Source organism: Dyadobacter sp. SG02, from assembly GCF_900109045.1.
Lineage (GTDB): Bacteria > Bacteroidota > Bacteroidia > Cytophagales > Spirosomataceae > Dyadobacter.
Genome location: NZ_FNYL01000020.1, coordinates 129737 through 143314 on the forward strand (window position 1 = coordinate 129737; position 13578 = coordinate 143314).

Consider the following 13578-nt stretch of genomic DNA (forward strand, 5'->3'; position numbering starts at 1 on the left):
CTGCGCATCGGGTTTTTATGGAAAATGATTGGTAATGCTCGAACAGGCGATGCCTTAGTAGATGACAACTTTTTTCTCCCTGATCTCATACCTGAAATTCAGGACGTAGCCGAGATCATCCAGCAAGGCCTTTAATGAAGGGTTCTGAAACTTCCCTTTATACAAATGCGCTCCGGTTTCGGGATTGCGGATTTCGACCTCCACGCCATACCACCGGCTGATATCCCGGGCAATTTCGCTGAGCGGCTCGTTGTTGAAAACCAGTTTCTGATCCATCCAGGCACCGGCGATGCCGTTTTGAACTTCGGTCTTTGCCAGTTGCAGGCCACTAGCGAGAACTGCCTGGCCGCGTGTCACTAAAACCGACTGGGAATGGCTCGAAAAGCGCACTTTTCCCTCGCGCACAAGAAGGCTCGCGGGTTCGCCCGCATAAGCTTTCAAATCGAATGAGGTACCAAGCACGCGGGTCACGTATCCGGAAAATTGTATTTCAAATGGATGGGTCGTGTCGCGCGCGACTTCGAAAAACGCCTGGCCGCTAAGCTCCACCTTCCGAAGCGTATCATTGAAAAGCGCAGGATAGCTGAGCTGGCTGGACGCATTCAGCGTGACGGTGCTACCGTCGGGCAAGTAGTGCTTCCGGACCTCTCCCGCGCGGGTGCGAACGGTAATGAGCGTAGGTTGAAGCGAAGTTTTATGATGCGCTACCGCGTTAACGGCCCTTTTTTGGGTTAAATAATAAAATGCAGCCCCCACCGCCAATACGACCATAGCGGCGCTCAGATAGGAGAGGAGGCGGTTGCCACCCGGCGTTTCCGGCAGGTCGGGCTCGCTGTCGAACCGGCTATTTTCACCGATCTGATGGTCGAGCCGGGTCCAGATTTCGAAGCCGGCGATCGGTTCATTTTCGGAGGGCCTGTCGTCGTGCGCTTCGAATTCGGCACTTTCGAGCCATTGCCGTACTGCCGCTTGTTCGGCGGGTGTACACAGGCCCTGGTGGTATTTCCGAAGCAATTCGGGATTGATTTCCATGAATTCAGTGAATGCTTTTCACTGAGGTAGTCGTTGGGAGAAGGGGTTACCCTAAGTCCGGTTGGAAAAATGTTCGGAATATTCGGGGAGATTCTCGCGGATGTGGCGGAGCGCGCGGGTAATGTGGTACTCCACGGCTTTGGGGGATATTTGCAATGAAGAAGCTATCTCCTTGTTACTGAGCCCATTCTCGCGGCTCAGTTCGTACACTTTCCTGCATTGGCCCGGTAGAAAGCGAACCAGCTCATTGATTTTATGCACTAATGCATTGAAATACACCTGGTTCTCTGTCAGGTTTTCGGAGTGTGTCGTTTCGGTGGCCGTTTCGTGTGGGGCCGTGTGGGCCTGCTGGCGGTAGTGATCGAATACCTTGTACTTGGCAGCGCGGATGAGGTAATTTTCCTCCTGCCCGAGTATCGCGAGTGAATGCCTTCTTTCCCAGAGCGCGAAGAAAATCTCCTGGGTCACCTCCTTGGCCTGTTCCTCGTCGCGGAGGTGCGAGAGGCAATAGCGATAAATCCGCTGCCAGAACCGCTCGTAAAGGTTGCAAAAGTATTCCCGCAAAGGCCGCTCATCGTCCGGAAGGGAAAGATGATTCATTTGATCACTATTTAGACTTAATTCAAATAATGCGCAAATGTATCACAAATCGGACAACTTACAACGCATTCACGTAGCCGGAAGGGCTTACACCGAATTGTTTCTGAAAATCGCGTGAAAAGTTGGTAGGCACGCTGTAACCGACCATATCCGCCACTTCGTTGATCTTATAGTTTTTCTCCGCCAGCAGTTCCGCCGCTTTTTTGAGGCGTGAAAGGTTGATCAGTTCGTTTGGCGTCATGTCCGAAATGCCTTTGATTTTCCGGTACAAGGTCGGCCGGCTCATATTCATTTTGGATGAAAGCATATCGACGTCCAGGTCGCTGTCGGCGATGTGGGCGGTGATAATGGCGTTGAGCTGTTCGAGGAAATCCTTGTCGGCGCGCGAGAATGCAATGCCCTTGATGTGCGTCAGCGGCGAGCGTGCGAAATAGTCTTTGATAATGTCCCGGTTTTGGAGCAGGTTGCTGATCTGCGCAGACAAATGGTCGAGCGAGAACGGCTTCTCGATGTAAGCATCCGCACCCACTTCCAACCCTTCGATTTTGGAGCTGATCGAGTTTTTGGCCGTGAGCAAAATGATCGGAATGTGGCTGAAACGGATATCGTTCTTCATTTCCCGGCACAATGCAATGCCGTCCATCACGGGCATCATGATATCGCTGATCACCAAATGGATATTCTCTTCCTGCAACAGATCGATAGCCTGCCGCCCGTCGCCCGCCCTGAAAATGTTGTATTCCAGGCTCAGTTCGCGGCCGAGGTAGCCCAGGATTTCGGTATTGTCTTCTACGAGCAACACATTGGGTTTGTTGGGGTTAGCTTCTTCCGATAGGTTCGGTTCGCTGGTGCCCGCCGTTTCGTCGCTTTCTTTATTCAAATCCAGCTCGTAATCCTGGTGAATAGGGATGGAAAGCAGGAATGTATTCTGGTCGAGCTCGGAGCGTTTCAGTTCGAGCGTGCCCTTGTGCAGCTCCGCGAGCGAGCGCGCGAGCGGGAGGCCGATGCCCGTTCCCGGCTCTTTGCTGTTGCCCTCGGCGCGGTAGAATGGTTCGAATATGCGGTCGCGGTCGTCGTAGCCGATCATCGGGCCGTCGTTGGTGAACTCGATATGGAACAGCAGGTCGTCGCTGTTGAACGGCGAAAGCTTCACTTTGACGCTGCTTTCGGCATATTTAATGGCGTTGTTCACGAGGTTGCTCACGATTTTTTTGCAAGCTTCCTCGTCCACGAATGCCTGCAAGGTAATGCGCGGGAGTTCAAGTTTGTATTGCAGTTGCTTCTGCTCGGCGGCCGGACGGAAGGTGCCGAAAACGTCGCTCAGCAGGTCGTTAATGTCGGTTTTGGTGAAATTAAGGCTGTAATTATTGGCCTCGGCTTTTCGGAAGTCGAGCAGCTGGTTGGTAAGGTCTATCAGTCGGGAGGTGTTTTTATCAATCATATTCAAACTCTCAATCATTTCCGGGTCCGACTTCCTGCTGGCCAGCAGCTTGTCGAGCGGCATTTTGATCAGCGTCAACGGCGTGCGGATCTCGTGCGCTACATTGGTAAAGAAGTCGATCTTGGCATTATAAATCTCCCGCTCTTTCCCCATTTCGATCGTCTCGATCTGTCGCCGGTTCTTCTCATGGAGGGCGAGAAAATAGTAACGAAAAATTACGACAATAATACTCACCACCAGCACCACATAAAATAAGTAGGCCCAGCCGGTAGCCCAGAAAGGCGGCAGGATGGTAATGCGCAGCCTGGTCTCGCGCTTATTCCAGAGGCCGTCGTTGTTGGCCCCGCGGATTTTCAGGGTGTAATCTCCGGGCGGGAGCTTCGAAAAATGGATGCGCCGGTTGCCATGAAACGGCACCCATTCTTTGGAAAGGCCTTCGAGCTGGTACTGATAAGTGTTCTGCCCGGGAATAACATAGCTCAGCACAGCCACATCGAAACTCAGGCTCGAACTTTGATAGGGCAGGGTCAGCTCGTCGGCGTAAATGATCGACCGTTTCAGCGGCGCGTCCGGCTGCCGAATATCCACATCGCGGTTATTGACCTGTAACCGTGTAATGTAAACCGGCGGAACAAATGCATTCCGCAGCAGTTCCGCAGGTTTGAAACCGACCATACCGGCCACAGTACCGAAATACAGCGTGCCGTCCGGGTCCTTGAACGACGAGTTATAATTGAACTGATCGGTAGGAAGGCCGTTACCCATGTGAAAATTGGTGAAACGGCCGGTACGGCCGTCGAGCCTGGCGAGCCCGCGCGAGGTAGTAATCCAGAAGTTGCCCGCGTTGTCCTCCAAAATGCGGAATACCTGATTATCGGGCAGGCCGTCGGTTTTGCGGTAGTTACGGAATTGGCCGGTTTCGGGGCTGTACCGCGAAAGTCCGTGCTCGGTGCAAAGCCAGATACTCCTGTCGGAGCTTTGGTAAATGCTGTTGACGTAGTTGTCGAGCAACCCGCCGGGTCGATCGGCGCTGTACCGCAAATATCCTTTTTTCCCGGTTTGAGGGTTGAAATAATATAGCCCGCCTCCGTAGCTGGCCGCCCAGATCGTGCCTTCCGCATCTTCGTGAATGCTTTGCATCTGAACATTGAAGAAAGGGAGACGCGTAAAATCGTCGGTAGCGCGGTTGTACTGGCAGAGGCCCGCCCACGTACCCACGAGAATATCGCCGGAGCGGGTTTTGTAGATGGTCACAATAAAATTACTGCTCAGCGAGCGTGGGCTCGACGTCAGGTTATAATGCCTGATGACCTTTTCAGTACGCAGGTCAATCACATCGAGCCCGTGCTCGTAGGTGCCCACCCAAAGCTCGTTGCCGTCGACGACCATCCCGTGAAGGTTGCGGTAGGAAATGCTGCCGGGCCGCCCGTCGGGCAGAAAGGCCTTGAACTGGCCTGTACGGATGTCGAGCCGGTTCAATCCTGCATCCTCGGTACCGATCCACAAATGCCCGTATTGATCCTTCGTAATCTCGTGCACAATACTGCCGCTGATGCTGTTGCCGGGTTTCGGGAAGAACTTGCGGAAGTTGTTGAACTGCGTCGAATAATAGTTGATACCACCAAATTGTGTCGTGATCCAGATGCCGCCCTCGCGGTCGCGCAGGATGGAGTTGACGATATTGTCGGTTATGGAGTAGTGATTAAATTGTTCTCTTACAATGTGTTGAGACCGGTTCTCGACCAGGTCGAGAATGTAGAGCCCCGATTCGGTACCTAGCCAGAACTCGCGGTCGCTTCGCTGAAATATGGTGTGTACCTGGATGTCTTCACCGGGCAAACCGGCGGCAGTGAGATTGCGGACCTGTTTTTTGACAAAATTCAATAACAAAACCTTCTTCATCGAGCCGATCAGCAGCGACGAATCGCCTACCGCGTGCAGGGTAGTGGAACCGTAAATGTCCCTGATCCCTGAGATTTCTTTCAGATCGAATGCCTCGAAACGGCCGGTATCCTGGTGATATTGGCGCACGATGCCATTGTTGCAGGCCACCCAAACGGCCCCTGCCGGCGAAATGTGCAGGGAAACAGGCTGGTCGCTTCCAAGGTTAATGCGCGCCGCGCGCCCGGTGCGGACGTGGTAGCGGTACAAGGTGCGATCGGAGATGATCCAGATATTGCCGTTGCGGTCGCCGCGGATTTCGAGCACCTCGCCGGCGGGGATCAGCCGGAACGCGTCGAAGCGGTCGGCGACGGGGTCGTAGCGGTACACGCCCTTGTGCGTACCGATCCAGAGCTTCTCGGAAGCATCTTCGTATAATGCAAAAATAGAGTTGCTGCCGATACTGAGCGAATCGCCTGCAATGTTCTGAAAAACGCGGAAATTATGCCCGTCGAAGCGGTTCAGGCCGTTACGGCTCGCAAACCACATGAACCCTTTTTTATCCTGCACCATCTTACCCACGGCATTTCCGGAGAGGCCGTCGGAAACCTGGTAGTTCCTGAAATAGAATGGGATATCCTGCGCGAGCGCCTGCGCGGCGGTCAGGAAGAAAAGCAGGACGGAAACAAGTATTCTCACCAATTTAAACTACATATAAAACACACGACCCGGAATAATCAGCATGTAAAGATATCCACTAAAATCTTAGTTAAATCATAAAAACCAGGGGTGAGACATTTTGATTCAAAATTGAGACAAAACGATCATCCCGTTACCCGCTAAACCCGGAACTTCGCGGCAGTCTTAATTAATCCAATATTATAATTAAAAAGTAACAACGCTGCGGAGCTTTTCACCTAACAATCCTTGATGAAAATGAAATTATACAAATCGACCGGCCGGGGCAGACGCTTTCTGCCGGCAGGACATACCCTTGCGCGGGCAACCGCCTGGCTGGGCTGTCTGCTGCTGATACTTTCGGCCTTGCAAGCCAGCGCCCAGAACACCGTACAAATTTCCGGTAAAATTTTGGATTCCAAGGACGTATTGCCCGGGGTAGCCATTTTGGAAAAAGGAACCAACAACGGTACCGTCTCGCAGGTCGACGGTACGTTCAAGCTGGAAGTGAGCACCGCCAACGCCACGCTGGTTATCTCAAATGTAGGCTATGTAACGCAGGAAATCGCGCTCGCGGGTAAAACGCAGATCGAGGTGAACCTGGCGGAAGACCAGAAGCAATTGAACGAAGTAGTCGTGATCGGTTATGGTTCTCTGAATAAAAAGGAGGTTTCCAGCGCCATTACGCACCTTTCGGGCAAAGACCTGCTTCGCGTGGGTGGTAATAACCCGCTGATGGCCATTCAGGGCAAGGTTGCGGGTCTTTCGGTGACCAACACGGCCGCGGCCGACCCGAACTCGTCGCCCAACATCCAGTTGCGCGGGGCGTCTTCGCGGAGTGCCGGTCTGGGGCCATTGTTTGTCATCAACGGCGTGCCCGGTGGTAATATCGACAACATCAACCAGAACGAAATCGAGTCGATCGACGTCCTGAAAGGCGGTGCGGCATCGGCGATTTACGGTACGCGCGGAAGTAATGGGGTGATCGTGATCACGACCAAAAAAGGCTCGGAAAACTCGCGTATATTCTATGACGGTTATACCACTTTCGACTGGGCTACCAACCAGCTGGAAGTACTTTCGAAAGACGATTTCCTTGCCCACAAGCGTGGCGTCGACTTCGGCGGTAACACCAACTGGATGAACGAAGTGAAACGCAACCCGTCGTTCTCGCACAAGCATACCCTCCAATTCTCCGGCGGTAATGGCAAAACCAACTATTTCACCTCGCTCGACTACCGCGACGCGAACGGCCTGGACCTTCGTTCGGCCAAGCGCGAATACGGTGGCAGGATCAATATCAACCACAAGACGGCCAATAACCTCGTCGAACTGACCTTCACCGCTGCGCCCCGCTATACCAAAACGAGCGACGCCGATTACAGCGGTTTCAACTACGCACTGACCCTGAACCCGACGCTCAACGTACGCGACTCGACTGGTAAATATGCTTATCTGACATCCGGATTTTTTGCAAACAACCCGGTTGAGGTCGCTAAGAGCGTAAAGGCCGATCGCGAGTACAAGCTGCTGGATATGAATGGTTCAGCGAAAATCAATATTCTTGAAAACCTGAATACCGTGGTGACGATCGGGGAGGTGAACTCTTCGATGAGAAGGTTTTTGTTTACGCCTTCGACGCTTACGACCGTCATCAACGGCAGCAAACGCAACACGGGCGAACAGATCCTGGAAGAAAACGACCAGAAAAGTTTCGAGTGGATCGGTAACTATTACCTGGATCTGAACAAGCATTCGATCAAGCTGTTGGGCGGGTATTCTTTCCAGTACTTCACGTCGTCGGGTTTCAATGCGAAAAACGAGAATTTTCCCTCCAATGTGTTGACCTATAATAACCTGGGCAGTGGTTTGTGGAACTTGCAGCAGGGGATCAATAATGTAGGTTCTTACAAAAACTCCTCCAAACTGATCGCATTCTTCGGCCGCTTGAACTACGATTTCGACCAGAAATACTACCTGTCGGCCAGCTTGCGCCGCGAGGGTTCTTCGAAGTTTGGATTTTCCAACAAATGGGGTTACTTCCCGGCTGCTTCTGTCGCATGGCGTGCCACGCAGGAGGGTTTCCTGAAAGATATTCCCTGGCTGAACGAACTGAAAGTGCGTGCGGATTACGGCGAAACGGGTAACCAGGATTTTGGTAACTATCTTTCGCTCGATACTTACGGCGGGTACGGTTACTACCTTTATAATGGCATCAACTACCAGGTTTGGGGCCCGAGCCAGAATACCAACTACGATTTGCGCTGGGAAAAAGCGGCCAACTTCAATGCCGGTCTGGATTTCGAACTCTTCGGAAGCAAGGTTTCAGGTAGCTTGAACTACTACATCCGCACCAACCGCGACTTGCTGGGTAATTATAATGTATCCAACCCGCCAAACATCCAGGGACAGACCTTCGCGAACGTGGGTACGATGCGTAACACCGGTATCGAGTTGCAGGTGAATGCTTCGGTGCTCAAAAAAGGAAATTTCTCTTACGACCTGGGTTTTACAGGCGCTTATAATAACAACAAGTTCGTGTCCTTCTCGAACGCGCTGTTCCGTGGCCAGAAGTACGTGGATGTCGTAGGAATGCCCGCACCGGGTAGTCCTGGTACATTGCAGCGCTTGCAGGAAGATACCCGCATTGGTAGCTTCTACGCACTCAAATCGGCGGGTGTAAATGAGCAAGGTGCATTGCTGGTGTACAACAAGAAAGGCGAGGTGATCCCGGGCAACCAGGCGACAAACGATGACAAGCAGTTTGTAGGAAACGGTCTGCCGAAGTTTACAATGGGTCTTTCCAATAATTTTAAATACAAGAAATGGGACCTGAGCGTGTTCCTGCGCGGTTCGTTCGGCTATAAACTGTTCAATACCTACGCATTTTACCTGGGTACACCTGCGACGCAGGAGAATGCCAATGTGCTGAAATCGGCTTACGATGGCAGCAAATATTCGAAATTGACGAGCGCTACGACCTATTCGACGCTGTCGGATTACTTCCTCGAACCGGGCGGATTTTTGAAAGTGGATAACGTGACTTTGAGCTATACTCAGCCGGTACAGACGAAATTCCTGCAATCGGTGCGGATTTATGCGACTACCCGCAACCTGGCCACTTTCACGAAGTTTACCGGCGGCGATCCCGACCTGATCAATGTGAACGGCCTTTACCCGGGCGTGAACAAAAACGGCGACAACAACGGCACACTCGATTACTACCCGTCGACCACCCAGCTATTGCTCGGCGTTCAGCTCACCTTCTAATTATTTGAAATACAATGAAAAGCATTAATATATTAAAAAACACATCCAGAGTCGCGGCAGGCATGCTATTGCTGGCGACCGTCGGTTGTACCAATCTCGACGAGGAGCTTTACGACCGGATCACTTCCGACAACTTCCTCCAAACGCGTGAAGACGTTACCCGCGACTTCCTCCGCGCATTCGAACACAGCTATTGGAGCATCCAGGGCGGCAGCACCTTCATGTTGCAGGAAAACAGCTCCGACGAGATCATGACCCCGAACCGCCAGGGCGACTGGTTCGATGGCGGGCAGTTCCAGCGCGTGCATTACCACGCCTGGACACCCAACGACGGCTACACGGCCGATCCCTGGAATGCATTGTACGGCGGGGTGACGCTAGCCACCAACTCGCTGGAAGATTTGCAGGGCATTAAGGACCCTTCGAAGTTTGACATGACCCAGGCCGAACTCGACGGCATGATTGCCGAGTTACGCACGCTCCGCGCGTGGCTGAACATCCGCCTGCTGGACTTCTACCGCAATATCGTGATAGTAACGAAGGTAAAGGGCGAAACGACCGGCGGACCGCAGGTGCCGCCTCAGGAAGCATTTGCTTTCATCGAAAACGAATTGAAAGAAGCACTTCCAAAGCTGCCGACGGTACAAAGCCTGGGCGCGAATGCGGTGGGCCGCTGGACGCAGGGTGGCGCAACGTCACTGCTGGTAAGGTTGTACCTCAACTCGAAAGTGTATACCGGCACCGACCGTTTCGCCGATTGCGCGAAGCTTTGCCAGGAAATGATCGACGGCAAATATGGTACCTACGCCCTCGAATCGCGCTGGGACGCGCCGTTCGACTATAACAATGCTACTTCGAAGGAGACGGTATTCGGTTTCCCGGGCAGTTTCGGGCTTACGCACTGGCAGTACGACGGCGGTATGTATTTCTGGATGCTGCCCAACCTGGCGCCGAGCTATTTCGGGTTCACCGATTTTGGGAATGCCAACCCTAAATATGCGATGCAACCGGGCCTCGACGTGGACGGAAAGGAATATCCGCACGCATTGGGCAAGCCGTTCGTGAAGTTCCAGAAATATCCGGATGATGTTCGCTTGAAAAAATACAAGAACCTGGGCAATAGCAAACGCGAGGGAATGTTCCTGCACGGTTACCTGACCTATACCAATTCAGCCGGCAAGCCCGACACCGTTCGCGGTTTCAAAGGTCCTTATGCCTTGTATTTCCGCGATCAGGTTGGCAAGTTCCTCGACGCAAAACCAGGTACACCGATCGCCGACAAGGTTTCGAACATGAACAATGCGGATAATAACTCCGGTATCTTCCCTGTGAAATACCCGTTCTACCCTAGCGACGACCTGAACAAGATTTCTTCGGCTTATGCGGAGATCCGTTTCGCGGAAATCTACTATTCACTGGCCGAATGCAAATACCGTGCGGGCGACAAAGCAGGTGCTGCCGCATTGCTCAACGCGGTACGCAAACGCAACTACCCGACCGGTTCGCCAAGCCTTTACAAAGCCGACGGCACTCAGCTCACCGACCAGGAAATGATCGACGAATGGGGACGCGAGTTCCTAGTAGAAGGCCGTCGCCGTACGGACATGATCCGCTGGGGCGTGTTCAACAAAGGCACCTGGTGGGACAAAACAGCCGACGCCGACAACCATACCGAAATCTTCCCGATCGGGCAGACGGTACTGAACTCGTCGCCGCAACTAAAACAAAACCCGGGCTATTAATCAATTTAATCGAGTCCCGTCGGTTAAAACCGACGGCTATGGATTTGAATTTTTTAATCCATTCCCGTTGATTTCAATCAACGGACAGAATTTGAATCATATAATCCATTCCCGTTGATTTTAATCAACGGATGAGAATTTGAATCTTATTAATCCATTCCCGTTGATTTTAATCAACGGATTGAATTTGAATCATACTAATCCATTCCCGTTGATTTTAATCGACGGATAAGAATTTGAATCATATAATCCATTCCCGTTGATTTTAATCGACGGATAAGAATTTGAATCATATAATCCATTCCCGTCGATTTTAATCGATGGATGAGAATTTGAATCTAATAATCCATTCCCGTTGATTTTAATCAACGGATGAGAATTTAAATCATATAATCTATTTCCGTCGATTTTAATCGACGGATGGGATAATGGGATAATGAGATAATGAAAGAATGAAAAAATGAAAGAATCACAAATCAGCTAATGATTTGATCAGATATTAACTAAAACCGATGACTGAACACTGTCACAAGGGGCGCGGGATTCATCCCGCCGCCCCGGGACGGTGGATGCGCCTCACAAGGGCGCATTTTTTATTTTTCTTGCATTTCAGTCGAAAGTTTGTAATATTTATTCGGAGTGATTCGGGACTTACTATGACGCTAACTTGCTATATCAGAGGTATTTTCATTTGCCTGGCGTTATCCTTGGGGCCGTTCCGGTCGGTTTGGGCGCAGGTAAGCAAGATTCGCGAGCTGCAATTGAGTCTTCCTGCCATCCGTGACAGTACGAACTACGTCGATGTCGTCAACCGTATTTCCCTGCTTTTTTACGAACAAAATGCCGACAGCACGCTTTATTATGCGTTGGAAGCCCGGCAGATAGCCTACCGGAACGACTATGAAAGAGGCCGGGCCGACGCTACCAACAACCTGGGTGTTGTTTTCGATATCAAGGGTAACATCCAGCTCGCGTTACGGTATTATAATGACGCGTATAACCAGTATGTTACACTGCGCGATTCTTCCAATATCGTGCAGACACTCATGAATATCGGCTCGGTATATAATGTGAGTGGCCGGGACGACAAGGCGCAGGCCCATTACGACCGCGCGATGGCACTCGGCGATCGCATAGAGCACGATTCCATCACCGCGATTTTGATTTACAACTATATTCTCCTCTACCCGCAGAAATTCAGTCGTAGCCGTCGCACAGCGCTGATCGACCGGGCTTATGGCATCGCGCACAAGTACCGCGATGTCCGCCTCGAACTGGCGATCGACCAGCTCCGGGCTACCGAGCTGATTGAAACCGGCCAGCGGGAAAAGGGGCTCGCTTTTTTGGAACAGACATTGAATAAGGCACTGGCATTGGAACTGAATTACCTCAGCATGGATCTCCTGCTCGACCTCGGCGACCATTACCTCGCGGAGGACCGGGACAGAGCGCTCCGGTTTTACAACAAAGCCCTCGACCTGGCAGAGCAAAAGAACTATCGTATGTACGCACGCGATGTGTGCAAGAAGTTGTACGACCATTACGCGGGCCGTCACGAGAATGTCCAGGCATTCATTTACAGTCAAAAACTGCTAAAATTGTTCGAAGAACAAGCCGAGATAGACCGGGTTTCGGGGATCGATTATATTGAATATGCCGTGAAGGACCAGCAGCTTATTTCGGAGCAGATAAAGTCGAAATACAATGCGCAAATGCTGTCGCTGGCTGTGGCTGTGTGCGTGCTGACGTTGCTGAGTATTCTGGTACTCTGGCGCAACTGGAAGCTGAGCAAGAAGACCAACCGTGTGCTGACGATGCAGTTCAGGCAACTGGAATCGACTACCGACGCTTTGGAAAAAAGCAATCAGAATTACGCGAGGCTGATCAAGATTTTGGCGCACGACCTCCGTAACCCGATCGGAGGGATCAATGCATTGTGTTCACTCCTGCAAGACGACGACACGACAGCCGAAGAGGCGAGCCAGTATGTGGGGCTGATCCGCGAGTCGAGCACGACCTGCCTGCATATGATCAGCGATCTGCTGCAAACCGATTTTGATTTTAAGGAAACCGAATTACACAAAAAGACGGTCGATCTGCCCGTTTTCCTCGATCAGGCGGTGACCCTGCTGACGTTCCGCGCAGCCGAAAAGAACCAGCGGCTCGTTCTCGAAGATCCCTCGCGCGTGATGGTGAATGCAGATCCGGACAAACTGCTGCGTGTTTTGAACAATCTGATCGTTAATGCGATCAAGTTCAGCCCGGAAGGCGAGACGATCCGGGTCGTTACAGCGCAATCGGATAAAGGCGTTACCATTTCTGTGGAAGATAACGGGTTAGGCATTCCTCAGGAAGCCATTCCTAACCTTTTCGACCCTTTCACGACCTCCAAGCGCCCCGGTACGGCCGGGGAGCAGGCATTTGGTTTGGGTTTGTATATTTCAAAACAGATCGTGGAAGCCCACGGAGGGAAGCTCTCGTTCAAAACCGAAGAGGGGAGCGGCACTACTTTCTACATTTTCTTGCCCGGAGAGAATGTCGATTCACTCTCTCCGGCGTGAGGGGGGTATCTGTCATTTCTATGAGGGTGTCTCAAAAAGGCACCTTCTTTTGTTATATGGGCTTTGCCGATTTTCTGTGATTGATTATCTTTAGGTATTAGCAATCCAGGAAAGATGGCCCGACGACAACCTACCTTCAAGCCTTATAATCAGCAGCAATTAATGCTGCTTCCTCCAAGTTTAGATGAGTTAATCTCCAAAGACCATGCTTGTCGGGTGGTCAACGATGTGATCAATAGCATCAGTTTAGAGCCGCTTCATTCAGCCTATCACACGATCGGGTCTTCGAGTTATCACCCGCAGATGCTTCTTAAAGTGCTCGTTTATGGTTATGTGAGCAACATCTATTCAAGCCGTAAACTGGAAGCAGCCT

Annotated in this window: 7 protein-coding genes; 4 read left to right on the forward strand and 3 right to left on the reverse strand. The window is 51.7% G+C overall.

Going from position 1 to position 13578, the window contains the following annotated elements:
- Window positions 1-54: 54 nt before the first annotated feature.
- Genes BMW93_RS32915 through BMW93_RS32925 form a run of 3 tightly spaced genes read right to left on the reverse strand, consistent with a single transcriptional unit; the run spans window position 55 to window position 5653 of the window.
- Window positions 55-1032: a FecR family protein gene (locus BMW93_RS32915; protein WP_090386697.1), complete on the reverse strand. Its 978-nt coding sequence runs from the start codon at window positions 1030-1032 to the stop codon at window positions 55-57.
- A 51-nt stretch (window positions 1033-1083) separates the two neighbouring features.
- Window positions 1084-1632 (reverse strand): RNA polymerase sigma-70 factor, encoded by a 549-nt coding sequence (locus BMW93_RS32920; protein ID WP_090386699.1) that lies wholly within the window; start codon window positions 1630-1632, stop codon window positions 1084-1086.
- Between the two features lie 58 nt (window positions 1633-1690).
- Window positions 1691-5653 (reverse strand): hybrid sensor histidine kinase/response regulator transcription factor, encoded by a 3963-nt coding sequence (locus BMW93_RS32925; protein WP_229241083.1) that lies wholly within the window; start codon window positions 5651-5653, stop codon window positions 1691-1693.
- Between the two features lie 237 nt (window positions 5654-5890).
- Between BMW93_RS32925 and BMW93_RS32930 the strand changes: the two genes are divergently transcribed.
- The 4 genes from BMW93_RS32930 to BMW93_RS32945 form a co-directional block, all read left to right on the forward strand.
- Window positions 5891-8902: a SusC/RagA family TonB-linked outer membrane protein gene (locus BMW93_RS32930; protein WP_229241084.1), complete on the forward strand. Its 3012-nt coding sequence runs from the start codon at window positions 5891-5893 to the stop codon at window positions 8900-8902.
- A 14-nt stretch (window positions 8903-8916) separates the two neighbouring features.
- Window positions 8917-10644, forward strand: a complete 1728-nt coding sequence (locus BMW93_RS32935; RefSeq protein WP_177194269.1) for a RagB/SusD family nutrient uptake outer membrane protein — start codon at window positions 8917-8919, stop codon at window positions 10642-10644.
- 656 nt (window positions 10645-11300) lie between these two features.
- Window positions 11301-13205, forward strand: coding sequence for a tetratricopeptide repeat-containing sensor histidine kinase (locus BMW93_RS32940; RefSeq protein WP_177194270.1), 1905 nt, complete (start codon window positions 11301-11303; stop codon window positions 13203-13205).
- A gap of 114 nt (window positions 13206-13319) precedes the next feature.
- Window positions 13320-13578: transposase (locus BMW93_RS32945; RefSeq protein ID WP_143061745.1), on the forward strand; the 259-nt coding region annotated here is incomplete at its 3' end.

What these genes read in the sequence shown, in the direction of transcription:
- BMW93_RS32915 (WP_090386697.1), bottom strand. Translation starts at nt 1,032, where the DNA reads ATGGAAATCAATCCCGAATTGCTTCGGAAATACCACCAGGGCCTGTGT.
- BMW93_RS32940 (WP_177194270.1), top strand. Translation starts at nt 11,301, where the DNA reads ATGACGCTAACTTGCTATATCAGAGGTATTTTCATTTGCCTGGCGTTA.
- BMW93_RS32935 (WP_177194269.1), top strand. Translation starts at nt 8,917, where the DNA reads ATGAAAAGCATTAATATATTAAAAAACACATCCAGAGTCGCGGCAGGC.
- BMW93_RS32930 (WP_229241084.1), top strand. Translation starts at nt 5,891, where the DNA reads ATGAAATTATACAAATCGACCGGCCGGGGCAGACGCTTTCTGCCGGCA.
- BMW93_RS32920 (WP_090386699.1), bottom strand. Translation starts at nt 1,632, where the DNA reads ATGAATCATCTTTCCCTTCCGGACGATGAGCGGCCTTTGCGGGAATAC.